19 protein-coding genes are annotated in these 24,557 nt (G+C 43.0%); 10 read left to right on the forward strand and 9 right to left on the reverse strand.

Annotation, left to right across the window (positions count from 1 at the left end):
* The first annotated feature begins 4 nt into the window (after window positions 1-4).
* Window positions 5-1,774: a signal peptide peptidase SppA gene (gene sppA, locus SKC35_RS09195; RefSeq protein ID WP_377979095.1), complete on the forward strand. Its 1,770-nt coding sequence runs from the start codon at window positions 5-7 to the stop codon at window positions 1,772-1,774.
* A 13-nt stretch (window positions 1,775-1,787) separates the two neighbouring features.
* Window positions 1,788-2,807, forward strand: coding sequence for a biotin synthase BioB (bioB, locus tag SKC35_RS09200; RefSeq protein ID WP_223131123.1), 1,020 nt, complete (start codon window positions 1,788-1,790; stop codon window positions 2,805-2,807).
* Window positions 2,808-2,856: 49 nt separating this feature from the next.
* Here the strand turns inward: bioB and SKC35_RS09205 are convergent, their stop codons facing one another.
* From SKC35_RS09205 to SKC35_RS09235, 7 genes are all read right to left on the reverse strand, one after another.
* Window positions 2,857-3,288, reverse strand: a complete 432-nt coding sequence (locus tag SKC35_RS09205; protein ID WP_377979096.1) for a GNAT family N-acetyltransferase — start codon at window positions 3,286-3,288, stop codon at window positions 2,857-2,859.
* A gap of 62 nt (window positions 3,289-3,350) precedes the next feature.
* Window positions 3,351-4,934 (reverse strand): ribonuclease Y, encoded by a 1,584-nt coding sequence (gene rny, locus SKC35_RS09210; protein ID WP_377979097.1) that lies wholly within the window; start codon window positions 4,932-4,934, stop codon window positions 3,351-3,353.
* 57 nt (window positions 4,935-4,991) lie between these two features.
* Window positions 4,992-5,282, reverse strand: coding sequence for a cell division protein ZapA (locus tag SKC35_RS09215; RefSeq protein WP_377979098.1), 291 nt, complete (start codon window positions 5,280-5,282; stop codon window positions 4,992-4,994).
* Window positions 5,279-5,608: a ubiquitin family protein gene (locus SKC35_RS09220; RefSeq protein WP_377979099.1), complete on the reverse strand. Its 330-nt coding sequence runs from the start codon at window positions 5,606-5,608 to the stop codon at window positions 5,279-5,281. The genes SKC35_RS09215 and SKC35_RS09220 overlap by 4 nt, the downstream gene beginning before the upstream one ends.
* The gene (locus tag SKC35_RS09225; protein WP_377979100.1) at window positions 5,605-7,098 is read right to left on the reverse strand and encodes a lipopolysaccharide biosynthesis protein; all 1,494 of its coding nucleotides are present in this window, start codon (window positions 7,096-7,098) and stop codon (window positions 5,605-5,607) included. The genes SKC35_RS09220 and SKC35_RS09225 overlap by 4 nt, the downstream gene beginning before the upstream one ends.
* 34 nt (window positions 7,099-7,132) lie before the next feature.
* Window positions 7,133-7,885: a LytR/AlgR family response regulator transcription factor gene (locus tag SKC35_RS09230; protein WP_377979101.1), complete on the reverse strand. Its 753-nt coding sequence runs from the start codon at window positions 7,883-7,885 to the stop codon at window positions 7,133-7,135.
* A 1-nt stretch (window position 7,886) separates the two neighbouring features.
* Window positions 7,887-8,948, reverse strand: a complete 1,062-nt coding sequence (locus SKC35_RS09235) for a sensor histidine kinase (RefSeq protein WP_377979102.1) — start codon at window positions 8,946-8,948, stop codon at window positions 7,887-7,889.
* Between the two features lie 147 nt (window positions 8,949-9,095).
* Here SKC35_RS09235 and SKC35_RS09240 point away from each other — a divergent pair, with 147 nt between their 5' ends.
* Complete coding sequence (locus tag SKC35_RS09240; protein ID WP_377979103.1) at window positions 9,096-10,886, forward strand: 3-keto-alpha-glucoside-1,2-lyase-like domain-containing protein; 1,791 nt, start codon at window positions 9,096-9,098, stop codon at window positions 10,884-10,886.
* A 2-nt stretch (window positions 10,887-10,888) separates the two neighbouring features.
* Window positions 10,889-12,727, forward strand: a complete 1,839-nt coding sequence (locus SKC35_RS09245) for a hypothetical protein (RefSeq protein ID WP_377979104.1) — start codon at window positions 10,889-10,891, stop codon at window positions 12,725-12,727.
* 53 nt (window positions 12,728-12,780) lie between these two features.
* Here the strand turns inward: SKC35_RS09245 and SKC35_RS09250 are convergent, their stop codons facing one another.
* Window positions 12,781-13,158 (reverse strand): DUF1573 domain-containing protein, encoded by a 378-nt coding sequence (locus tag SKC35_RS09250; protein ID WP_377979105.1) that lies wholly within the window; start codon window positions 13,156-13,158, stop codon window positions 12,781-12,783.
* Window positions 13,159-13,290: 132 nt separating this feature from the next.
* Here SKC35_RS09250 and SKC35_RS09255 point away from each other — a divergent pair, with 132 nt between their 5' ends.
* The 4 genes from SKC35_RS09255 to nuoK are packed head-to-tail and all read left to right on the forward strand — an operon-like array spanning window position 13,291 to window position 17,251.
* Window positions 13,291-15,702 carry an alpha-ketoacid dehydrogenase subunit alpha/beta gene (locus tag SKC35_RS09255; protein ID WP_377979106.1) on the forward strand — a complete coding sequence of 804 codons (2,412 nt, stop codon included), beginning with the start codon at window positions 13,291-13,293 and terminating at the stop codon, window positions 15,700-15,702.
* 1 nt (window position 15,703) lies between these two features.
* Window positions 15,704-16,450, forward strand: a complete 747-nt coding sequence (locus SKC35_RS09260) for a 4Fe-4S binding protein (RefSeq protein WP_377979107.1) — start codon at window positions 15,704-15,706, stop codon at window positions 16,448-16,450.
* On the forward strand, window positions 16,447-16,953 hold the full coding sequence (locus SKC35_RS09265; protein WP_377979108.1) for an NADH-quinone oxidoreductase subunit J family protein: 507 nt from the start codon (window positions 16,447-16,449) through the stop codon (window positions 16,951-16,953). The genes SKC35_RS09260 and SKC35_RS09265 overlap by 4 nt, the downstream gene beginning before the upstream one ends.
* Window positions 16,946-17,251: an NADH-quinone oxidoreductase subunit NuoK gene (nuoK, locus tag SKC35_RS09270; RefSeq protein ID WP_377979109.1), complete on the forward strand. Its 306-nt coding sequence runs from the start codon at window positions 16,946-16,948 to the stop codon at window positions 17,249-17,251. Before SKC35_RS09265 ends, nuoK begins: the two co-directional genes overlap by 8 nt.
* Here the strand turns inward: nuoK and uvrC are convergent.
* A complete protein-coding gene (gene uvrC, locus SKC35_RS09275) occupies window positions 17,248-19,050 on the reverse strand; it encodes an excinuclease ABC subunit UvrC (RefSeq protein ID WP_377979110.1) in 1,803 nt (600 codons plus the stop codon). The two genes, nuoK and uvrC, sit on opposite strands and share 4 nt — an antisense overlap.
* A gap of 492 nt (window positions 19,051-19,542) precedes the next feature.
* On the opposite strand from uvrC, the gene SKC35_RS09280 reads away from it, so the two are divergent.
* Window positions 19,543-22,776: a SusC/RagA family TonB-linked outer membrane protein gene (locus tag SKC35_RS09280; RefSeq protein ID WP_377979111.1), complete on the forward strand. Its 3,234-nt coding sequence runs from the start codon at window positions 19,543-19,545 to the stop codon at window positions 22,774-22,776.
* A gap of 31 nt (window positions 22,777-22,807) precedes the next feature.
* Window positions 22,808-24,556, forward strand: coding sequence for a RagB/SusD family nutrient uptake outer membrane protein (locus SKC35_RS09285; protein ID WP_377979112.1), 1,749 nt, complete (start codon window positions 22,808-22,810; stop codon window positions 24,554-24,556).
* Window position 24,557: the final 1 nt, after the last annotated feature.

The raw sequence follows: 24,557 nt of genomic DNA on the forward strand, positions 1-24,557 counted from the left end.
TGCTATGTGGCAATTTGTCAAATATTCGTTAGCGACAGTCGTTGGACTTTTCCTTTTTGCGATCGTCTCCTTATTGCTTTTGGCAGGCGTAGGTGCTGCCATGGGTAGTTCCGATGAGGTCTATGATTTGAAAGATAATTCCGTCTTGAAATTAGATTTAAATCGCCCTATCGTTGAAAACGCAACGACGGAAGATAATCCCTTCGCGGCTTTAACAGATTTGTATTTTGCTCCGCCGGAGAATTTGGGATTAATTCAGGTTTTGTCTGCTTTAGAGCGGGCCAAAGTCGATCCCAAAATCAAGGGGATCTATTTAGATGCTAGTTTTCCGATCGCTGGATATGCGCAATTATCAGAAATTCGCGAGGCGATTCAGAAGTTCCAAAAGTCGGGCAAATTCGTTTATGCCTATGCCAATTCGTATACAGAAAAAGGGTATTACATTTCTTCTGTGGCGGATAAGACGTATTTGAATCCGAATGGTTTATTGGATTTCAATGGTATTAGCGTTCAATATACGTTCTACAAGAAAGCTTTAGACAAATTAGAAATTGAACCTTTGGTGTTCCGAGTAGGTACCTATAAGTCAGCCGTTGAGCCATTTATTCGCGAAGATATGAGCGAAGAAAACAAGGCCCAGACGTCCTCTTTCTTACAATCGATTAACACGTATGTGTTTGATAAAATTGCGCGTTCTAAAAATATTCCGGTTCGTAAATTAGATCAAATTGCCGATAGTTTACAGGCTTTTGAACCTTCTAATGCAGAGAAATTAGGAATGGTGAAGCAAGGGTATTGGGATGAGTTTGAGGCTTTAATGAAGAAAGCTTCGGGTGAGAAAGAGAAAGTGATTTATGTGTCGATAAATAATTATTTGAAGGCAAAAAATCCAATTGATGAAGTAGAAGGAAAGGATCGCATTGCCGTATTAGTGGCAGAGGGTGAGATTTCTGGAACGAGAGCAAGTGAGGGAAATATTGGTTCCGATGATTTCGTAAAGGAATTGAAGAAATTACGCGAGAGTAAATCAGTGAAAGCGATTGTGCTTCGTATTGATTCTCCGGGTGGATCCTCTTTAGCTTCCGATATCATGTGGCGCGAGATTGAATTGACCAAGAAGGTAAAGCCGATTATCTCGTCTATGTCGAACTATGCAGCTTCAGGTGGTTATTATATGGCGATGGGAACGGATGTGATTGTGGCACAACCAACGACGATTACAGGTTCAATTGGAATCTTTGCCGCTTGGTTTAACGTGGACAACTTCTTAAAAAATACCTTGGGTATCACACAAGATCACGTAAATACGCATGCGAATTCGAATTTTATGAATTCGGCTGGGGCATTGACGGATTTCCAAAAATCAGTCGTTCAGAATTCGGTGAACAAGGGCTATCTGTCCTTTACTACCAAAGCAGCTGCAGGCCGTAAGATGACATTGCAGCGTTTGCAATCGTTAGCTGGTGGACGTGTTTGGACAGGTGCACAAGCGAAGCAGATTGGCTTAGTGGATGAATTAGGTGGTTTAGATAAGGCAATTGAAATTGCGGCTGCTAAGGTGAAATTAAAGCCGGGTACTTACAAGGTTTCGGTTTATCCGAAGGCGAAATCATTCGTAGACGAGTTGTTGAATTCAGCGACGTCTGAAACATCGCTTTCAGAGCGTTTACTAGCTAAAAATATTCCTTGGGCTTCGTCTGTTTTAGAGGTGAACCGTTGGAAAAAGAGAGAAGGCTTCTTAGCAATGATGCCTTATTTAATGGAATTTGAATAGAAATAAAGCTTATATGGTACGTAATAATTGGACTCGAGAAGAGGTAGAAAAAATATACAACCAACCCTTTTTGGATTTGGTCTATCAAGCTGCGACGGTGCATCGCGAGAATTTTGACCCGAATGAGGTTCAAATCTCTACGTTGCTTTCCATCAAAACGGGTGGTTGTCCAGAGGATTGTTCTTATTGCTCGCAGGCAGCTCGTTACCACACGAATGTGAAGGTTCAGAAGTTGCTTCCTTACGAGGAGGTCATTCAGGCAGCTAATCGTGCGAAAGATAGTGGTAGTTCTCGTTTCTGTATGGGAGCGGCTTGGCGCGAGGTGCGTGATAACAAGGACTTTGACCGTGTGTTAGACATGGTAAAGGGAGTGAACTCACTAGGTATGGAAGTTTGCTGTACGTTAGGCATGTTATCTGAAGAGCAAGCGCAGAAATTAAAGGATGCGGGTCTTTATGCCTACAACCACAACATCGATACGAGTGAAGAATATTACGACGATGTTATTTCAACGCGTACCTACGATGATCGTTTAGAGACGCTAGGGAACGTACGTAAAGCGAAGTTATCTGTTTGTTCAGGTGGTATCATCGGAATGGGCGAAAGTGCTGGAGATCGCATTGGAATGCTTTTGACGTTAGCGAATTTGCCAGAACATCCAGAATCTGTTCCAGTGAACAATCTGGTACCAGTTGAGGGAACACCTTTTGAGAATCAAAAGACAGCCTCTGTTTGGGATCTAGTACGGGTTATCGCCACAGCTAGAATTATGATGCCCAAGTCCGCGGTTCGTTTATCTGCCGGTCGTTTAGAATTAAACTACGAGGGCCAGGCTTTCTGTTTCATGGCAGGGGCAAATTCGATCTTTTCTGGTGATGTTTTATTAACTACGCCTAACCCGGATACGAAATCAGATGCGGAATTATTCCAAATCTTGAGTATCAAGCCGAAAGAAGCATTCAAAGATGCACGTAAATCAGGGATTGAATTTAACCAGATTCCAAGTGCACAAGGCCTAGAGCATAAGCACTAGTTTTTACAAACATAAATGAAGCGCTATTTCGAAAGAGGTAGCGCTTTTTTTATAGGCTTTTCTGCATTCGGTAATGTTGGATTTCGCCGAACAATAGATAGGATTCGGCGACAATAGTATAGCCAATTGCCTCATAAAAGGGCACCGCATTTTCCCTTGCTTCTAAGACTATTTCAGTCCAGCCTTTTTGGATCGCTTTCTCTTCCAAGTAAGCCATAATCGCTTTACCAATTCCCTTTCCTTGAGCTTCAGTTGCTGTTGCGACACAACGCACCTGTCCTTGCTTTTCAGCGGACTCATGCATACGCGCTACGCCTAATACCTTTGTGCCTTCCACTGCGATGGCATGAATGGCTTGGCCTTCATCTGCCAACACTTCAGAGCCAAGCGGTTGACTCCAAGGTTCTCTTAATACGTTAAAACGCAAGGCGTAGTAGGCTTTCCAGTCCGAGTCGGTTTGGGGAGATTTTATTTCTAGCATTGTAGTGTAAAAAAAATGGCGCCACCCTGCGGGTGGCGCCATAAATATACTCGATTTCGATCCTATTTTGCAAAGTTCACGGCGCGCATTTCGCGAATCACCGTTACTTTAATTTGACCAGGATACTGCATCTCTTTCTCGATTTTTTGAGAAATATCAAATGATAAGTTAGACGCTTTTTCATCGCTTACATTCTCTGAATCGACCATGATACGAAGCTCACGACCCGCTTGGATCGCATAGCACTTCTGAACACCATCGAATGAGGTCGCTAATGTTTCTAAATCACGAAGACGTTTCATGTACGACTCCATCATCTCGCGACGCGCACCTGGACGTGAACCTGAAATCGCATCACACACCTGAATGATAGGAGAGATCATGGAAGTCATTTCACACTCATCGTGGTGAGCTCCAATCGCATTACATACCTCTGGATGCTCTTTGTATTTCTGAGCCAGTTCCATCCCTAGTAATGCGTGAGGAAGTTCTGGCTCTTCATGCCAGACTTTACCAATATCGTGCAATAGACCTGCACGCTTCGCTAGTTTTGCATTCAATCCTAATTCAGCTGCCATCGTTGCACAAAGTTTTGCGACTTCGCGCGAGTGTTGCAATAGGTTTTGGCCATAAGATGAACGGAAACGCATACGTCCCACCATCTTAATTAATTCTGGGTGTAATCCGTGAATACCTAAATCAATTACGGTCTTCTCACCAATTTCGATGATCTCATCGTCGATGTTCTTACGAGTCTTATTCACGACCTCTTCAATACGAGCTGGGTGAATACGGCCATCTTGTACCAAACGGTGCAAAGATAAACGGGCAATCTCACGACGTACGGGATCAAAACCTGAAATGATAATAGCCTCTGGTGTATCATCTACGATGAATTCCACACCTGTCGCAGCTTCAAGTGCCCGAATGTTACGACCTTCGCGACCAATGATTTTACCTTTGATATCATCAGATTCGATGTTGAAAACAGATACGCAGTTTTCAATCGCATTTTCAGCTGCCGTACGTTGAATTGTTTCGATCACGACTTTCTTCGCTTCTTTCGTAGCCGTCAATTTAGCTTCTTCGATCGCTTGTTTCACTAAAGAACTTGCTTTCGATTCTGCCTCAGCCTTCAAGGCATCCATAATTTGTTGACGAGCTTCGTCAGCAGAAAGACCTGCAATTTTCTCTAATTGGCTGATTTGATTCGCCAGCATCGCTTCTGCTTCCTCGCGTTTCTTCTCCACCTCTTCCAGCTTCTTGCGGAAGTTTTCTTCCTTAGCCTGTACGCTCTGTTTTGCGGAATGTAATTCTTGTTCTGCCGTGCGTTGTTGCTCAGCCTGTTGTGCTAATACGCGCTCTTTTTCGCGTAGTTTTTGTTCGTTCTCTAAAAGAATTCCCTTTTTGTTTTGAGACTCTTCTTCGAATTCAGCACGAAGACGTAGGAAGTTTTCCTTCGCTTCAAGCATACGGTCTTTTTTGATGTTTTCTGCAGAGAGTTCTGCATTTTTTAGGATGTCTTCCGCTTTGCGTTGCGCATCCCCTTCGATGTTTTTATTTACTTTCGAGTAGAATACTTTTCCGGCAAATAACCCTCCGGCCGCAGCGATAAGAGGGAGAATAAAAGTTAATATAGTGGACATATAGAACGAATGTGTGTTTATACAGTAGTCCCCGGAAAAATCGAAATAAAAGGAAAATTATACTGTGAACTCAGCCGCAAGTGATAACAATTCATTGTTTTCTTCCAAAACATCGTCTTGGAGTGAATTGTGTTCTGCGTCAAATTTCAAACCACACATGGCTAAATCGAGTGCCACCATCGCCATCACGGCTGCGGGATCTGAACTATTTGTTTCTTGTTCGTAATAACGAACCAGTTTGTTCACTAATGATGCTGCATTTCTTACGTAAGCCTCCTCGCCCGGACTAACCCTTAAGGCAACACTTTGTATGCCTACCAGTAGATTACAAGGGATTTTAGGATTCATGGATTGCGTAATTGGTCAATGCAATGATCTATTTTTGTAATATATTCTTCTAACTTTTGTTTCAACTCAGCGGTGGGAACTGCTGTGTTATCTGTACTAGCTACAATTTTAGCGAAATTATCTGATTTTTTAAAGTTTTTCTCCAATTCTTTTAGCCGTCTTTGGGTTTTCGCGAGTTCCTCAGATTTTACAGCTAGCTTTTGTTGTAGATCTTCCAGTTCAGCCTGTTTTTGGACCAATGTGCCTTGAAATTCGTGTAAACGCGCTACCATCCCGCTGATCTTCAGCTTGAGGTTCAGGTATTGCATTTTTAATTCACTTTTCATTTCAGGGCTAAGCTAGGTTTTCCGTTTTTCCAGGAGAATTCTTTGATTAAAATATAGGCCAAAATACAAATAAATCCGATGTTCTGACTGATGATCATCGGAATTTGTAGGCTCGCTAGGATTGACCCAGCTTGAATCGCTACAACACCTAAACAGATGTAAACGATGGCTGCCATCCAGCGGTAGGGTGCGGGATCGTATTTTTGGCCCCCTACATAACACAATAATGTCATCACAATCGCTGAAGTCAAGAAAGAATAGGCGCAAGCCATATAGCCATAGATAGGGATAAAAATGACATTCCCAATCAAAGTAACAGCCAGGCCAGTCACCGTAATCACTGTTCCCATATAGGTTTTGTTCGTCTTTTTAAACCAAACTGACTGCGTGTAATACACTCCTAAAAACAAGTTCGCTAACAAGAGAACAGGCACCACCCCAATGCCCTCCCAATAGATGGATTGACGCAAAAATAGTCCCTGAATCCAGAATAAATTCGAGCTCACACCCACCCACAAAATCAAGCAAACAATGACAAACCAATGGCTCACCAGGGCTAAATTGGATTGTGAATTTTCCGCAGACTTCGAACCTAAAAAGAAAGGCTCTGCCGCGTACTTAAAAGCTTGGATCGCTAAACTCATAAATACAGAAAGCTTGTAGCAATTACCGTAAATCCCTAAGGCGTCTTCCGAACTTCTGCCTGGATAAAATCCCGCTGGTAGAAACTCTTCAAGTAGCAAGCGGTCAAACATTAAATTGAACATGGCTGCTAAACTCATGAACATGATGGGGTAGGAGTAAACCCACAATTTCTTCATTTCGGCGCCATCCCAAGTCCATTTGAAATCCGCAAAAGAGGAGCGTAACCAATAAAAGAGACTAGCGTTTGCGAGCAAATTAGCCAGAAAAATATAGCCAGCTCCGATGCTAGGGAGATAGAGATTCTGTAAAAAAGCAGGTCCCCAATGTCCTTCATGCATGGGTTTTAACAGAGCCAAAAAGAAGAGATTTAACCCCACGTTAATCAGGATGGAAACGATTTTTGCCTTGACAAATAATTGAATTTTACGTTCCAGTCTTAAACGCGCGAAAGGGATCGCTGTTACGGCATCAATAGCTAAAATCAAGGCAAGCCAGCGCATGAATTGACCTTTACCTTCGTACCCGAGTTGCGCCATCAAAGGATCTGCAAAGACAAATAATCCCACAGTAAATAGGCCAGATGTCAGGATGATGGCCGTTAAAATGATATTATAGTAGCGTTCTGGCGCCTCTTTCGCATAGCGAAAATAAGCCGTTTCCATTCCGTAAGTGTAGATGATATTGGCGATAGCTACGTAACCATAGAGTTTGACATTAACACCCAAGGCAGCCGGCATAAAGGCGGCGGTATGGATGAAAACCAATAAAAAATTCAGGGAACGCCCTAGGATCGTACTGAATCCATAGGAAAGGGTTTCGCCAGCTAATTTTTTAAGAATGGACATGCGTGAATGTTCGGTCAATTCTCAAAGTTACAATTTATTGCTTTTGATAGCCGATGATTTGGTAAAAATGCTCAGAATAACTTTCGCTAATCGGAATATGATTCTCGCCTATTTTGATTTTTTGGCTGCGAATAGACTCCATCTTACTGAGTGAAACGATGAACGATTTGTGTACCCGAATGAAATCAGTTGATGGTAATTTTTCCTCGATGGACTTCATCGTCATGCGACAAACGACTGGGAATTTTTGGGTTCTTAGGTGGATTTTAATGTAGTCTTTTAAACCCTCGATGTAGAGAATGTCTTCGAGCATAATCTTCATCAACGAGTAATCCGCATGAATGAAAATGAACTCTAATTTAGGAGCTTCTGCCGGTTTATTTAGCACTAGCTTGCTCTTGTGATAGTCTAGGGCCTTGTGGCTGGCCTTTAAAAAACGCTCAAAATTGATCGGTTTTAGTACGTAATCGATCACATCTAAATTGAATCCATCTAAGGCATATTGTTGGTAGGCGGTCACAAAGATGACCATGGGTTTTGTGGTCAAGCTCTCTAGAAACTGTAGGCCGGTCATTCCGGGCATTTGTATGTCCAGAAATAACAAATCCACTGGATTATTCTCTAAGTATTCCACGGCCTCCATCGCGTTTCGGCAACGCTTCACGAGTTGCAAAAAGGGAACTTTGGAGATATTATCTTCGACTAAGTCCAAAGCCAAACTCTCATCATCTACCGCCAAGCACTTCAAAATCGTACCCGGGATTTCCACTAGATTTTCTTCTGACATGTTATACGTGTTGAATGGTGAGTGTGATGATAAATTCTGATCCGAAATCATTAACGTCTAACTGGTGATTTGTAGGATATAATAGCTCCAAACGACGTTTTACATTCGCTAGACCTATACCAGAACTTTCGTCCTTAATTTCGTTTATCGTTGTGCCTTTTTTATTGGCAACTCTAAAATATAGTTCCGTTGCACTATCTTTTAATTCAATCTCGATGGTAGGATTTTCGATGAACCCCACCCCATGCTTGAACGCATTTTCCACGAAAGGAATCAATAACATGGGCTCGATATGGCTTGATTTTGGCCCTAATGCATGCTTGAAATCAATTTGTATATCATCCCCAAAACGAATCTTCTGTAAGTCGATATAACTTTCTAAATACACTAATTCCTTGCTGATGGGCACGATGGAATCATTCGTCTCATAAATCATGTAGCGCATTAATTCCGATAATTTTACCACCACGGGCTCCACCATTTCGGGTTTTCTTCGGGATAACGAAACCACACTATTCAATACGTTAAACATGAAATGCGGGCTGATCTGTGAGCGTAAAAAGGAGAGCTCCGATTTCAAGCGCTCATTTTCTTGTTCTTTGACTTGCTCATCCTCTTTCATGCGGTCCGAAATCAATCGATAGGAGGTTCCAATGGCTGCGTAGAACAACAATTGAAAGATCATACGCATTAAGGCTCCTCTACGAGGTCCACCACCACCGCCTTGACTATCTGGATGTATGAAATGGGTGTAAAACCAATGAAATACCTCTTCGTGGATCCAAAGCATAAATACAATGGCTCCAATAAGAGTCAATAGGTAGATAATGACACCTTTGGCCCTCAGTAACTTAGGGAGTAAGATCTCGGTGTTTAAATAGAAAAAGGGGATATTGATAACCGTAAAGCTGGTCATGTAGAAGATCCAAAAATAGGAGCGGCGAATTTCTTCTGCGTTATTTGAATTTGTATTCGGCCCTAAAAGTATAGGTAGTGCAATCAGGAAAGCCCAAAAAAACAGGTGCAATAACAGGTTCCTGAATGTAGACGTCTTATTTATCATGGGTTTTAGGGTGCTTTTTATAATCAGCGAATTCAAATTAAGATAATCTTCCTTATATTTCCATTATAATTTCTACCACTGTACTGAATGTGCCGATGAAAAGGCCAAATGATTTTCGGTAGATTTGATCAAACCTACATTTTAACCATGAAGAAATTCCTCTTTTCGTTGCTGCTCGCCACGCCCATTTGCGTTTGGGCTCAGCAATCGATTCCCCTCACAGATTTGTCTGCTTTTGACCAGCCTAGTAAGAACTGGACGATTGAACAGGCCGTTTTTGCCAAGTATTCGGATACGCTATTTCAGGTAAGTCCTGGTAGCGGTGTTTTGGTTAACACGTTGAGAGGCGGGAAATACCATCGCACGGATGATTTGAAGTCCAAAATGCAGCACGGTGACATCCGATTATTAGTCGACTTTATGTTGCCTAGAGGAATGAATTCCGGCATTTATTTACAAGGTCGCTACGAGGTACAATTGTACGATTCGTGGGGAAAGAAAACCGTGAAATACGATGACTGTGGAGGTATTTACGAACGTTGGGATGATTCGCGCGGTAAAGGAAAAGAAGGTTACGAGGGTTATGCTCCCCGCCAAAATGCGAGTAAAGCTCCCGGCTTATGGCAGACTTTAGAGATTGATTTTCAAGCCCCTCGTTTTGATGCGAATGGTAAAAAAATCGCGAATGCGATCTTTAAAAAAGTGATCCTAAACGGTTTAGTCGTTCAGGAAAATATCGAAGTTTCTGGGATGACGCGCGGAGCGATTTTCGATAAGGAGGCGCCTTTTGGTCCTATCTTAATCCAAGGCGATCATGGTCCCGTGGCGTTTAGAAATCTGCGTTTTGAGACTTATGAAAAGCCTACAGCTTCTTTAGGAGAGGTCTCCTATGACTATTACACAGGAAAATTTACTGACCCAATTGTCCCTACTACTAAGCCAGTTTCCTCAGGTAAATTGCCTGCCTTGACCTACCGTGTCATTCCGGTAAACAATGATTATTTGATTCATTACAAGGCAGAATTATCGATTCCGGAGGATGATAATTACGAGTTTCAGACCTATTGGACGGGTTCTGGAGAATTGAAGGTGGATGGTGTCGTATTAAATAAGGGGGCACATTGGTTCAACGAAATGGTGCCGGCGTCCACATTCTTAAAAGCCGGTAAACATCAATTGGAAATAGTTCACATCAAAGATTTCCCTTGGGGACCTAAGGCTTTAGGTTTGAACGTGAAGCGCATTGGCTCTCGTTTGGTTTCCCTTCACGAGAGAACATCGCTACTCGATCCAGATGCAGTAGGTCTTATCGAGGTGAAGGCGAATGCAGAACCGGTATTGCAACGTTCATTTGCCTTTCATCAAGGAAAGAAAAAGACACACGTGATTCACGTAGGTGACCCTGCTGGATTGCATTACAGCTACGACTTAAAACAAGGAGCGATTCTTCAAGTTTGGCGAGGTAAATTCTTAGATGCTACCCAAATGTGGGACAACCGCGGCGAGCCTCAGACTTCAGAGCCTTTAGGTTTAACCGTAGTTCAAGACGGAAAATTCCCCTTAGCTTTAGCGCATCAAGCACAAGCAGATTCAACTGATTTAGTTTATAAAGGCTATCGTTTAGAGGCGGGTCGTCCCATTTTTATGTATGAGTGGACGGCGGCGAAGTTGCGGGTGGAAGATCGCATTCAGCCAGCAGGAAATGGGTTAAAGCGTACGTTGACCTTGGTAGGTGCAAGTCCGCAAAAAACCGATGTGGAGGCTGTATTAGCTACTGGACATCATTTGTCTATCCTACAAAATGGTTTGGCTTCACAGCCTGGTAACTTTATCGAATGGAAAGGTGCCTCCGCTGAATTATTGAAAATAGCTTCCGGCGCGCAAGAGATTCGTGTGCCTTTTACTGGAGCACAATTCACTTATGACTTGATTTGGTAACGATGAAAAAATATACAGCCTTTGTTTTATTGTTTGCAGTGACCCTAGGGGCGTTTGCGCAAACAAAACCGGCTCCTAAAAAAGAGCAAGATTATTACGAAATTAAGACCCTTTCGATCCCGAAAGAGATCTATCTAGAGGTGGGCGGCTTGGCAACGATGCCAGATGGCCGTTTGGCGGTCAGTACGCGGAGAGGGGAGATTTGGATTGTGGAAAACCCCTACCAAAAAACAAGTCATCAAACCTATTACCGTCGTTTCGCGAGCGGATTACACGAGGTGTTAGGCCTGGCTTACAAGGATGGCGCATTTTATTGCTCGCAACGCGGTGAGTTGACAAAGATTTCGGATACGGATCGCGATGGAGTAGCGGATTTATATGAGCCGATCTACCAATTTGATTTATCTGGAAACTACCACGAATACACTTACGGTCCCGTGATCGATAAGAATGGGGATATGTGGGTGAGTTTGAATTTGGCGTGGGTAGGTTTTGGCGAAGGTAAGTTTGCCAAATGGCGCGGCTGGTTCGTGAAAATCACACCTGAAGGTAAATTAGAGCCATTTGCGGGTGGTTTACGCTCTCCAGCGGGTTACAGTTTTAATGATGAAGGAGACTTATTCTACGGCGAAAACCAGGGAGATTGGGTAGGTTCTGGTCGGGTAACGCACTTAGCAAAGGGTGACTTTGCAGGGAATCCAGGCGGCCTTAAATGGGCGAAAGAACCCAATAGCCCCTTGAAACTTAGCTTAGAAGAGATTCAAGATAATGGTTCACCCATGTTCGAAGCGGCTAAGAAAAATCCCAAGATCAAATTACCCGCTGTTTGGTTTCCTCACGCCATCATGGGTATTTCCACTTCAGACGTTTTACAAGACACGACAAAAGGTAAATTTAGTCCGTTTCCTGGCCAGTATTTCGTGGCAGATCAAGGACAATCCAAAGTGATGCGGATGGGTCTTGAGAAAGTGAACGGTGTTTACCAAGGATTTGCCATCAATTACCGGGAAGGCTTCCAGTCGGGTATTTTGCGCGAACGTTTTGGCCTAGATGGCAGCATGTTCGTGGGAATGACATCTCGTGGCTGGGGAAGTACAGGGAAGGATGATTTCGGTTTGCAACGTTTGTTTTGGAACGGTAATGTGCCATTTGAAATCGATATGATCAAGGCCAAGTCAGATGGTTTTGAGTTTAGTTTTACACAGCCAGTCGATGTGAATTCAGTGAAAAAAGCTGCTTCTTATGCGATTCGATCGTATATCTACAAATACCAGCATCAATATGGTAGCCCAATAATTGAGTTGAAAGACTTAAAAATCAAAGGGGTAGAAGTGTCAGCAGATCGCAAGAAAGTACGCATTTCGATAGACGGTATTCGCCGCTTCTTCATTCATGAATTTACGCTGAAAGGGGTTTTGAATGACAAAGGGGAGCCTTTATTGCACGAGACGGCTTATTACACCTTAAATGAGATTCCGGCGGGGCCAGCTTTAGTGGCGGCGGCACCTGAAGCGGAAATCAAAGTGATAGTGACAACTCGCACCGTTAAAAATTCAATGGGCTATGAATTAGGCATTGCGGGTCTATTGAAGAAACATACGTGCTCTGCTTGCCACGCGAAAGACAGTAAATTGATAGGGCCTGCCTTTACGGAAATCGCCAAGCGGAATTATTCGAACCAGAAAATTTTGGAGTTAGTCTACAAACCTAATCCCCAAAACTGGCCAGACTTTGCCACCGAAATGGCACCGATGAGTCACGTGCCTAAGGCGGATGTACTGAAGATTGCAGGCTGGATTAATGGTCTGCGAGAAACAGAAGGTCTGAAGAACCACGACTAAATAAAAAAGCTCTCTGCGATGAACAGAGAGCTTTTTTGTAAATGATAGAAAGCTTATTTCTTAGCAGCAACGCTACCTTGAATCGCTAAAACGATTTGAGAAACTTCGCCGTTATTCATCACGGTTACCGTTTTATTGAAGTTTCCTGGGCGACCAGCTGAATTGTAAGAAGCCGTTACTTTACCTGTTTTACCTGGCATAACTGGCTCTCTTGTCCAATCTGGAGTAGTACATCCGCAAGATGGTTGTACGTTAGAAATAACAACAGGTGTTTTTCCTGTGTTTGTGAATTCAAAGCTATACGTAGCAATAGTTCCCTCTGTGATGGTTCCGAAATCGTGCTTTTCTTGTTTGAATTTTAAAGCACCTTGCGCGTTCGAAGTGAAGGCAAAGCCTAAAACAAGCGCAAATAGGGCGATTAATTTTTTCATATCTAATTTCATTGGTTTTATATACAGTTCAAATCTATAAACAATAAAAGATTTCGACAAGTTTCTTGTCCGGATTCTGTTTGGAGGCCGAGGATTTTGTTGTATTTTTACGTGTTTATTAAGACCAAGCATTTGAATTCATTTACTTTTTCTAATCCAACCGTTTCCTTCGATCCTGCTGCAGTGCTCGAGGACTATCGCCTGGCTGCTATCAGCCGTGCTTGTAGTCTTTTGGTACGTAAAGAGGTGTTTTCTGGCCGGGCGAAGTTTGGTATTTATGGGGATGGTAAAGAGTTGTGTCAAATTGCTTTAGCGCGTTCTATGCGCCCAGGAGACTATATCTCCGGTTATTATCGGGACCAAACCATTGGTGCGGCCATCGGGGATTTAACTTGGCCACAGTATTTTGCCCAATTATACGGTCATCCGGACATTCAATTTGACCCCCATTCTGGTGGACGTCAGATGAATAATCACCACGCCACCCGTTGGTTAGATGAGGACGGTAAATGGCTAGATCAGACCTCTCGATACAATACCGTGGCCGGAATTTCGTCCACAGCTGGTCAAATTCCACGTGCTTTAGGCATCGCCTACGCCTCTAAAATGTACCGTGAAAGGGCGGATTTAAAACAGCACGCGGCGTTATTCTCTAAACAAGGTCAAGAAGTTTGTTTTACTACGATTGGGGATGCATCCACGTCTGAAGGAATGTTTCTAGAGTGTATCAATGCCGCAGGTGTGTTACAGATTCCAATCGTGTTTTCGGTTTGGGATGATGGCTATGGCATCTCGGTTCCTATTGAGTTTCAAACGACAAAATCGTCTATTTCGAAGGCTCTAGCGGGTTATCAGCGTAATGAGCAGGAGAAAGGATTAGAAATTATACAAGTAAAAGCCTGGGATTACCCCGGTTTAGTAGCGGCATACCAAAAGGCGGCAGATCTAGCGCGCAAGGACTTTGTTCCTTGCCTAGTGCACGTAGTAGAATGTACGCAACCGCAAGGCCACTCTGCGTCAGGATCACACGAACGTTACAAGTCAGCGGAACGATTAGCTTGGGAATTAGAGGCAGATTGCAATGTGTTGTTCCGTCAATGGGTATTAAACCAAAATATCGCCTCAGAAGACGCCTTAAAAGCGATTGACGAGGAGGCAGCAGTTTTAGCGCGCAAGTACCAGAAAGAAGCTTTTGCGGCCTATATGGCCTCAGTTGAAGTAGATAAAAAAGGTTTCTTGCGCATCGCGAAGAACCTATTAGAGTCCACGAATGAACCTAGTTTATTGCAGCCCATCATTGATGAGCTTAACGCGCTCCCTTATCCTATTTTTAGTGATTTAGTGCGCGCTGGTCGCAAGACTTTACGTGCCTTCCGATTCTACCAAGGTCCTGCCGTTAAATTACTGCGTAAATGGTTAGATGACCTTGAAAAATTAAACCGTAGACGTTTTAGCTCACATCAAATGAGTGAGTCAGATGAGTCTCCCTTGTTAATTCAAGGTATAAAGCCGACTTATGAAAAAGAGCCCGTTTTAGTGGACGGGAGAGAGATCTTAAATAAGGCATTTTCTCAGTTTTTAGAAGATCCTCGCGTATTTATCCTAGGAGAAGACGTGGGAAAAATAGGGGATGTGAACCAAACCCTAGCCGGATTACAAGATAAATTTGGCCCGCTGAAAGTGACTGATACAGGTATTCGCGAGGTAAGTATTGTGGGTCAGGGAATCGGTGCTTCGATGCGTGGCTTGCGCCCGATTGTTGAGATTCAATATTTGGATTATATATTTTATCCCTTCCCTGTATTATCAGATGACTGGGCTTGTTTACATTACCGTACAGCAGGAGGCCAAAAAGCCCCGATGATCCTTCGCACGAGGGGGCATCGTTTGGAGGGGATTTGGCATTCAGGAAGTCCGATGGCCGTTTTAATTAACGGATTACGCGGCGTGCATTTCTGTGTGCCTCGTAATATGACGCAAGCAGCTGGGATGTACCGCACCCTTTTAAAGGGCGATGATCCAGGTATTGTGATTGAATGCTTGAACGGATACCGTTTGAAAGAACCGATGCCGTCGAATTTAACTGAGATCGAGGTGCCGTTAGGCATTCCTGAAATATTGCGCGAGGGTACGGATATTACGGTAGTAACGTATGGATCGATGTGCCGAATTGTGATGGAAGCGGCGGAGACCTTAGCGGGATTAGGAATCTCCGTGGAAGTAATCGATGCCCAAACTTTATTGCCATTTGACAGACACCACAGCATTTTAGCTTCGATTCAAAAGACCCATCGCGTGATTTTCGCAGATGAAGATATGCCGGGTGGAGCATCTGCTTATATGATGCAGGAGGTCTTAGATAAACAAGGAGCCTTTACCTGGTTAGAAAGTCCAGCCGTTTGTATCGCGGCAACGGCTCACCGTCCTGCCTATAGTTCGGATGGAGATTATTTCTCTAAACCGAACACGGAAAATGTCGTGGATGCCGTCTACGAAATCATGCGGGAATCGGATCCGTCGACCTATCCAGCTATCTATTTTTAAGATGAAAGCGTATTTTCAGGCTATTTGGGACGGAATTCAGAGCACTCGAAAGGGGATGGCTTTGACGTGGAAACACGCCTGGGCCGCTCGGAATCAGCGAAGCATCCAAAATATCCAAAATCCTGAATATTTTAATCAGAAGGCTGGTATTGTCACACTTCAATATCCCCAACAACAAATACCTACTCCCGTTAACGGACGCTACCAGTTACATAATGAAATGGATGATTGCATTGTCTGTGATAAATGTGTGAAGGTTTGTCCGTTAGATTGCATCGAAATCGACCCAATTAAAGCGACGGGCTTAGTAGGAACGGCATCGGATGGTTCGCCCATTCGTTTATATGCCGCGAAATTCGATATTGACATGTCCAAATGTTGCTTCTGTGGCCTTTGTACCACGGTTTGTCCGACGGAATGTTTGACAATGACCTCAGAATACGATTTCTCTGTCTTCGATGTGAAGGAACATAATTTTGAATTCGCGAACTTGACCCCGGAACAAGCGGCTGAAAAGCGCGCGTTGTACGAGCAATTTGTGGCAGAGAAGGAAGCGGCGAAAGAGGCAGCGAAAACAGCAGCACCTATGCAGGCCGCACCGCAGCCGGCCGCACCTATGCAGGCCGCACCCGCTCAGACTGAAACCGAGCAAACAAACACGGAGGAAAAATCTGCTACTCCTAAACCAGCCTTCAAGCCCGCTTTCAAGCCTAGTTTTAAACCGAAGCCTAAACCTGACGCCGAATGAGCCCCTTAGTTCTCGCTTTCTTGGTGTTAGCCTTATTGACCTGCGGAAGCGCGTTGTCGATGTTGTGGACAAAGAATCTGTTGCACGCGGCTTTGGCGATGTTCTTAACGATGCTCGGCTTAGCCGGACTTTATGTGTTAGCTTATGCGGACGTATTAGCGGTCGCACACTTACTCGTGTATGTGGGTGGGGTGCTAATTCTGATTCTTTTTGGAATTATGCTAACGAATCAAACTGACCCAGCCACAGGAAAGAATCACCTGATGACGCGGGAGTCGGCTCGTTTATTGCCTATTTCGATTGGATTATCTTTTTTCTTAGGCCTCTTTTGGTTATTCACAAAAGGACCTTGGATCCATAATTTGCCTGTAACCGGGGAGTCTAAATTACGGGAAGTAGGTTTAGGCTTGTTGACTGAATATGCCTTCCCTTTCGAATTAGCAGGCGTTTTTTTATTGATTGCCTTGATAGGCGCCACTTTTGTCGCGAAGAGCCATGACTGATATTCCGGTAATCTATTTCTTGTGGGTGTCTGCGTTTCTGTTTGCGACGGGATTATCGATTTTGCTATTGAAGAAGAATACGATTTTCGTGTTAATGGGAATCGAATTGATTTTGAATGCAGCGAATTTGAACTTGGTCGCCTTTTCTAAAAATGATCCTTCGCTGCAAGGCTTGTATCTAAGTATTTTCGTGTTAGTCGTGGGTGTTTGCGAAATGGCGATTGCCTTGGCGATTGTATTGCAAGTGTATCGAAACTACCGCGCGATCGAGGTGGATCAGTTCAAATCAGAATACTAGAGGTTTTCTAATTGCTTTTTGAATTTGAGGGCTTTCATTTTGCCTAAGACTTTGGCCAAATCCTCTTCCGAAGCTTCTTTCAGCTGCGCCACCGTCCCAAAAGCTTTCAACAACTTAGCCGCCGTTAACTTTCCAATCCCATCCATCGTCTCCAATTGCGATACAATGAAATTCTTGCTTCGCTTATTTCTGTGCGCCGTAATCCCAAACCGGTGCGCCTCATCCCGTAACTGCTGAATCAGTTTCAGTGACTCGGATTTCTTATCTATATAGAGAGGCAAGCTATCCTCAGGAAAATAAATCTCTTCTAAACGCTTCGCTATCCCGATGATGGGGATTTGGCCATATAAACCAATGGCTTTTAAGGCATCACACGCCGAACTCAACTGCCCCTTTCCTCCATCGACAATAATCAAATCGGGTAATTCGGCTTCTTCTTCTAAAAGTCGTGTATACCGACGGGTAATCACTTCGTACATAGTCGCAAAATCGTCCGGACCTTCGACCGTTTTAGGTGTGAAGGTGCGGTAATCTTTCTTAGATGGTAGCGAATTCTTGAAACACACCATCGCAGAGACCGGATTCGTGCCTTGCAAGTTCGAGTTATCGAAACATTCAATGTGTTTAGGCAAGTCGTTCAGGCGCAAATCGTTTTTCAACTTGATCATAACGCGCATCTTGCGATCGCCACCACTTTCTTCCGCCGCCTTGCGATCCGCTTTCTCTTTGCGGAAGTACAAGACGTTCTTTAGCGACATATCTAGAAGCTTCCGCTTGTCGCCTTGACTGGGCAGCGTATTTTTCGCACCTTCGAATTCGATCGACATGGGGATGTTGGTGATAATTTCTTTAGCCTTACTCTGAAACTGATCACGCTTCTCCCAAATCAACATCGTCAACAACTCCGCCTCATCTTCTTCTAATTTCTTTTTCACCTCCCAGGTCTGCGACTGCAAAATCGTCCCATTAATGACCTTCATAAAGTTAATATAGGCCAAAGACTCGTCTGACACCATTGAAAATACATCCACATCGTGGATGGACGGATTCACGACGGTCGACTTCGCCTGGAAGTTTTCTAGCAATTGCCACTTCTCTTTCCACTCCTGCGCCTGCTCAAAAGCGAGCCGGGTGGAGGCTTCTTGCATCTGAGCAATAAAAAAGGTCTTCGCCTTCTGGTAATTTCCCTTCAAAATCTGCGACACCTGATCAATATACTCCATATAGCGCGCCTCCTGCTCTAAACCCTCGCAAGGCCCTTTGCAATTCCCAATATGGTACTCTAAACAAACCTTGTATTTTCCCGCCTCTACGTTTGCCTCTTTTAGATTCAGCGCGCAGGTCCGCAGCGGATACAGCTGGTGCAGCATCTCGAGCAGGGCATTCATTAATTTTGGATTCGCATAGGGGCCGAAAAACGTTCCTAACGAATGATTAATTCTTCTTTCTGTCATCAAGCGAGGAAAACGCTCGCGGGTCAAGCAAATAAACGGATAGGTCTTGTCGTCTCTTAATAGGATATTGTACTTCGGCTGAAACTGCTTGATAAGCGTATTCTCCAAAAGCAACGCATCAAATTCCGAATGGACAATCGTGAACTCCAGCTTTCGAATCTGTGAAACCAGTCGCCTCGTCTTGTTATCCTTGCCTTTGGTATTCGTAAAATAGGAGTTAACCCGGTTCTTTAAATTCTTCGCCTTCCCTATATAGATGATAGTTCCGCTTTCATCAAAGTAGCGATAAACCCCCGGATCTTCGGGTAAGGTAGGAAGGATAGATTTAGGGTCAAAGGTGGACATAGGCCAAAATTAAGCAAAATTCTCTTCTTTGTATTTTTTGTAATTATCTAAGGTGGGCTCTTCTGTCATTTACCTGTATTATCTCTTTATTATCGACATAGTAGGAGAAGGTAAAATCACGACAAAAACCGCTTTTCTGCCGACCAAAGCCATCTTATATATTGTATACAAATGATGAAATAGGCCTCCTGAGAGCGCATTAAGAGAATACTGCTATTTAAAATAAAAAAAATGAAAAAATATCGAGTGAAAACTTGTGCAGGTTGTAAGAATTGGACATATTTGACTGTATGTAATAGTGTAGCATAGTTAAGAAAGGTATTCTATTTCCGAATCGTTTCTTGTTACATGTTGTACTATTTGAAGATTTGTTTGACGAATAAACCTATTTAAATACTTAAAAACTTTATTAACCATTATCAGAAAGGAGGCCTATCGAATTTTAACACATGAAACCCAAAATTTAATTTAAAAACTAACTTAATCTTTATTATGAAAAACAATTTTTACCAAAGTCTACGAAGCTTTCTTTTGCTAGCGATAGTGATGCTAGGAAGCTTTTCGTCATTTGCCCAAGACCGTAAGGTTACAGGTAAAGTCTCTGGGACAGATTCTCAGGGAATTCCGGGTGTAAGTATCTTAGTAAAAGGAACAAACACAGGAGCTACTACAGATGTTAATGGTGCATTCTCTGTAACTGTTAAATCTGCAACAGCTGTTTTGAATATCTCAGCTGTAGGCTATAAGTCTCAATCAATTACAGTAGGTTCTCAATCATCTATCAATGTTACTTTAGCAGAAGATAACTCTCAGTTAGATGAGGTAATCGTAACAGGTTACTCAGTAACTAATAAGAAGGAATCTACAGCTGCTGCTTCTATCGTTAAAGCGAAGGATTTGCAAATCGCACCTTCAGGTAACGTAGAGCAACAATTACAAGGTCGTGTAGCCGGTGTTACTTTGATCACGAACGGACAACCAGGTACTGCAAGTATCATCCGTGTACGTGGTTTCGGTGCATTTGGTGGTAACGAACCATTGTATGTTGTTGATGGGGTTCCAGTAGGATCTACTGATTTCCTTTCTCCAGATGATATCGAGTCTACAACTGTATTGAAAGATGCGGCTGCTGCTTCTATCTATGGTGCTCGTGCAGCGAATGGTGTAATCGTTTACACAACTAAGCGTGGCGCGCGTAACAAAGGTATCACTGTTACTTATGATGGATTGTACGGTGGTACAGATCCTAACGTAGGTGGTGTGGCTAAAATGTTAACTCCTCAAGAGCAAGCAGACTGGACTCACGTAGCATACCGTAACAATGCGGCAGCTAACGGAACTGCAGTGGCTTACACTCACCCTCAGTATGGTACTTCAGCGCAAGCTACTTTACCTACTTACTTGCACTTCAATGGCGCAAATGGTGTGAACTCTGGTGATATGGCAGCGGCTCAAGCAGCTTACGCTGCTAACCCTTTGACTACTTTCGTAATCAAAACAAATAAAGCAGGTACTAACTGGTACGATGAAATCACTCGTTTCGGTTCTACAATGCGTCACTCATTAGGTATCCAAGGTGGAACTGACAAAGGTCGTTTCTACTTAGGTTTATCTGGACAAGAGCAACAAGGTATCTTGATCGAAAATGATTTCAAACGTTATTCAGCACGTTTCAACTCAGAGTTTGATTTAGGAAAGAAAGTACGTGTGGGTGAAAACTTACAATTCACGTACCGTTCCGTTCGTGGTCAAGCAGGTGGTAACAATGGTTTAGGTGTTGCTGGTGATGAATCAGTAATCTTATCTGCTTACCGTATGCCTACAGCGATTCCAGTATTTGATGAATTCGGTAGCTATGCTTCTACAAAAGCAGCTGGTTTCAACAACCCTCGTAACCCAGTTCGTCAAATCATGCGTAACAACTCTAACGATAATAACTACAATGCATCTGCATTCGGTAATGTATACGTTGAGTATGAGCCAATCAAAGATTTGATCATCAAGTCTTCAATCGGTGGTCAATATGCTGGTTATGGTTACAAAGATTATAACTACAAATACTTAGGGGATTCTGAGCCAGAGGCGTCAGATTCATTCTATGAAGGTTCAGGTTATAACTTCGCTTATACCTTTACTAACACAGCTGCTTACAAAACTAAGTGGAGAAAACATGGTTTAAATGCGTTAATTGGTATGGAAGCATTGAACACAGGAGCTGGTCGTCAGATCTCTGGTTCAGGTATCAACCCATTCTCAATGGATACGGATTTCGTAACTTTATCATCAGTACAATCTCCTGTAGTTAACTCAGGTTTGTATTCTGGTGTTAATTTCTACTCTTTATTCTCTAAGTTAGATTATAACTTTAACGAGAAGTATTATTTAACGGGAGTTGTTCGTCGTGACGGATCATCTCGTTTCGGTTCTGAGAATCGTTATGGTATCTTCCCTGCAGTTTCTGCTGCTTGGAGAGTAACTTCTGAGGAATTTATGAAAGATCTTCCTGCTATCTCTGATTTGAAAATCCGTGGTGGTTGGGGTTTAATGGGTAACTCGAATAACGTAGACCCTGCTAACCAGTATTCTTTATATGCTGCTAACAAAGGTTCTTCTTATTACCCAATCGATGGTCAATCATCAGGAGCTAACGAAGGATACTACCGTTCTCGTATCGGTAACCCAGCTGCGAAGTGGGAGACTTCAGAAACAATGAACATTGGTTTTGATGCAACTCTTTACAATGGTAAGTGGGAAATCGTATTAGACGTTTGGAGAAAAGATACACGTGATTTATTATTCAACGTGCCTCTTCCAGCGGTTGTAGGACCATCTGCTTCTGCTCCATCTGTGAACGTAGCGAAAATGCGTAACCAAGGTATTGATTTCCAAATCATTAACCGTGGTAACTTAACGTCTGAATTGAAATATGAATTAACATTCAACAATTCATTCTTGAAAAATGAAATCGTTGCATTTGCTCCAGGTATTACGAACTTAACAGGTGGTGCTTTCCGTGGAATCACACCAGTACGTATGGAAGTAGGTCAATCTTTATCTTCTTTCTACGGATACCAAGTAATTGGATATTTCAACACAGCTGCTGAAGTTGCTTCTTCTCCGGCACAAGATGGTAAAGGCTTAGGTCGTTTCCGTTATGCTGATATCAACGGTGATGGAAAAATTACGACTGATGACCGTACGTTCTTAGGTTCTCCTGTTCCTACTTACACAGGTGGTATCAACGTAGGTTTAACTTACCGTGAATTTGAATTCTCTACGTATTTATATGCGTCTGCAGGAAACAAAATCTGGAACCAATCTAAGTGGTTTACAGACTTCTACGGAACGTTTGAAGGATCAGGTAAAGGTGAGCGCGCGAAGCAATCATGGACTCCAGAATTAGGAAACAGCGCTGCTGCTCCGATTTGGGAATCAGCTTCTAACATGTCAACTTCAGCTGGTGCGAACTCTTGGTATGTAGAGAATGGTGATTACTTACGTATTCAAAACATCTCATTAGGATACAACATTCCTAAAGCTTATACTTCTAAGTTAGGTATCAAGCGTGCGAAGTTTACTGTTTCTGCTAACAACATCTTGACTTTAACTAAATACAAAGGTTTAGATCCAGGTGTAGGTGGAGCTGCAGATACAGGATTTGGTATCGATGTGGGTAACTACCCAGTGACTCGTTCATTCAACGCATCTATCAACTTGACTTTTTAATTAGCGAAAGCCATATTTAATGAATAAGAAAATGAAAAATAATCAGATTTTTAAGCGAATCGCTTTAGTGAGTGTGTCAGCTCTTACGTTGACCTTCGCTTGTAAGGATCAGTTTTTAGAAGTTCCGCCTACCGCCTCTTTGGCTCAAGCGCAATTGTCTTCTAAAGCTGGTGTAGAAGGTGCCTTAATCGGTACTTACGCTCAATTAGCTGCAAAAGGCTATTCACGTCTTGCTGCAGGTAATAACTGGGTTTGGGGTTCTATCCGTGGTGGTGAGAACAATAAAGGTACCGATCCAGGTGACTACTCGAATATCAACACCATGCAACGTTATGAAGTTCAGGCTACTGACGGTGACTTGAATGATACATGGAAAGCGAAATACGAAGGTATTGCTCGTGCAAATGCGACTATCAACTTAGCGAATGGTTCGAAAGAATTATCTGCAGCTGATAAGACTCGTATTGTTGCGGAGGCTCGTTTCTTACGTGGTCACTTCTACTTTGAGTTGAAGAAATTATTTAACTCAGTTCCTTACGTAGACGAAACATTAGATTACGGTAAAGGAATCGAAAAAGTAGCTAACACTGACGCATTCTGGGATAAAATCGAAGCTGACTTTGCATTTGCATTTGCAAACTTGCCAGCAACGTCTTCATCTGCAGGTCGTGCTAATAAATGGGCTGCTGAAGCTTATTTAGGTAAAGTGTTATTGTTCCAAGGAAAGTTTGCTGATGCGAAAGCGAAGTTAACAGACGTAATCGCGAACGGTACAACTACGAATGGTAAGAAATATGGTTTAGTTCCTAAGTTTGCTGAAATCTTCAACGCGGAGAATGACAACAACGAGGAAGCTGTATTCGCTATCCAATCTTCGATGAACACAGGTAACGTGAATAACGCGAATGGTTTCGATGACTTGAACTACCCATACAACACGGGTTCTGATGGTCCAGGTAACTGCTGCGGATTCTTCCAACCTTCGTTCTCTTTAGCTAACGCATACCGTACAGTAGGTGGTTTACCTATCTTGACGGAAACGGCTGGAGCACCAGATTATAACTTAGCTGCTAACGCAGTGAAGAATGACTTTGGTGTTAACTCTTCTGCAGCGTTCACTGAAGATGCAGGTGCATTAGATCCACGTATTGACCACACAATCGGTCGTCGTGGTATCCAATACTTAGACTGGATCGAGCACCCAGGTGCTAACTGGATTCGTAAGCAAGATTATGCAGGTCCATATTCTCCTAAGAAATACGTTTACTACAAGCGTCAAGAGAATACATTAACGGATGGTTCTTCTTGGACACGTGGTTATGCAACTATGAACTTCAACATCATTCGTTTCGCAGACGTGTTATTAATGGCTGCTGAAGCGGAGATCGAAGCTGGTTCATTAACAACTGCTTTAGGTTACATCAACCAAGTTCGTAACCGTGCGGCTAACCCTGCAGGTTTCGTAATGAAAGGTGGTGTAGCTGAAGCGAACTACGTAATCGCACCTTACACAGCATTTGCTGATAAGGCTGCTGCTACTAAAGCGGTTCGTATGGAGCGTATGTTAGAATTAGCAACAGAAGGTCACCGTTTCTTCGACTTAGTTCGTTGGGGTACAGACGTTACTACGTTAAATGCTTATTTAGCGTATGAGTCTAAATTCTTAGTAACTAAGTTTGGTGGAGCATCTTACCAAGCGACGGATAAGTATTTACCTATCCCTCAAGCTCAAATCGATATCCAAGGTACTTCTATCTTGAAGCAAAACGCAGGATATTAAT

The sequence above is a fragment of the Aquirufa originis genome, assembly GCF_042714495.1.
GTDB classification, from domain to species: domain Bacteria; phylum Bacteroidota; class Bacteroidia; order Cytophagales; family Spirosomataceae; genus Aquirufa; species Aquirufa originis.

Excerpts from the sequence above, each read along its gene's own strand:
- SKC35_RS09265 (WP_377979108.1), top strand. The coding sequence starts at position 16,447 with ATGAGCCCCTTAGTTCTCGCTTTCTTGGTGTTAGCCTTATTGACCTGC.
- SKC35_RS09220 (WP_377979099.1), bottom strand. The coding sequence starts at position 5,608 with ATGAAAAGTGAATTAAAAATGCAATACCTGAACCTCAAGCTGAAGATC.
- SKC35_RS09205 (WP_377979096.1), bottom strand. The coding sequence starts at position 3,288 with ATGCTAGAAATAAAATCTCCCCAAACCGACTCGGACTGGAAAGCCTAC.
- SKC35_RS09280 (WP_377979111.1), top strand. The coding sequence starts at position 19,543 with ATGAAAAACAATTTTTACCAAAGTCTACGAAGCTTTCTTTTGCTAGCG.
- SKC35_RS09250 (WP_377979105.1), bottom strand. The coding sequence starts at position 13,158 with ATGAAAAAATTAATCGCCCTATTTGCGCTTGTTTTAGGCTTTGCCTTC.
- sppA (WP_377979095.1), top strand. The coding sequence starts at position 5 with ATGTGGCAATTTGTCAAATATTCGTTAGCGACAGTCGTTGGACTTTTC.
- SKC35_RS09230 (WP_377979101.1), bottom strand. The coding sequence starts at position 7,885 with ATGTCAGAAGAAAATCTAGTGGAAATCCCGGGTACGATTTTGAAGTGC.
- uvrC (WP_377979110.1), bottom strand. The coding sequence starts at position 19,050 with ATGTCCACCTTTGACCCTAAATCTATCCTTCCTACCTTACCCGAAGAT.
- bioB (WP_223131123.1), top strand. The coding sequence starts at position 1,788 with ATGGTACGTAATAATTGGACTCGAGAAGAGGTAGAAAAAATATACAAC.
- SKC35_RS09215 (WP_377979098.1), bottom strand. The coding sequence starts at position 5,282 with ATGAATCCTAAAATCCCTTGTAATCTACTGGTAGGCATACAAAGTGTT.
- SKC35_RS09245 (WP_377979104.1), top strand. The coding sequence starts at position 10,889 with ATGAAAAAATATACAGCCTTTGTTTTATTGTTTGCAGTGACCCTAGGG.
- SKC35_RS09235 (WP_377979102.1), bottom strand. The coding sequence starts at position 8,948 with ATGATAAATAAGACGTCTACATTCAGGAACCTGTTATTGCACCTGTTT.
- SKC35_RS09285 (WP_377979112.1), top strand. The coding sequence starts at position 22,808 with ATGAAAAATAATCAGATTTTTAAGCGAATCGCTTTAGTGAGTGTGTCA.
- SKC35_RS09225 (WP_377979100.1), bottom strand. The coding sequence starts at position 7,098 with ATGTCCATTCTTAAAAAATTAGCTGGCGAAACCCTTTCCTATGGATTC.
- SKC35_RS09240 (WP_377979103.1), top strand. The coding sequence starts at position 9,096 with ATGAAGAAATTCCTCTTTTCGTTGCTGCTCGCCACGCCCATTTGCGTT.
- nuoK (WP_377979109.1), top strand. The coding sequence starts at position 16,946 with ATGACTGATATTCCGGTAATCTATTTCTTGTGGGTGTCTGCGTTTCTG.
- SKC35_RS09260 (WP_377979107.1), top strand. The coding sequence starts at position 15,704 with ATGAAAGCGTATTTTCAGGCTATTTGGGACGGAATTCAGAGCACTCGA.
- rny (WP_377979097.1), bottom strand. The coding sequence starts at position 4,934 with ATGTCCACTATATTAACTTTTATTCTCCCTCTTATCGCTGCGGCCGGA.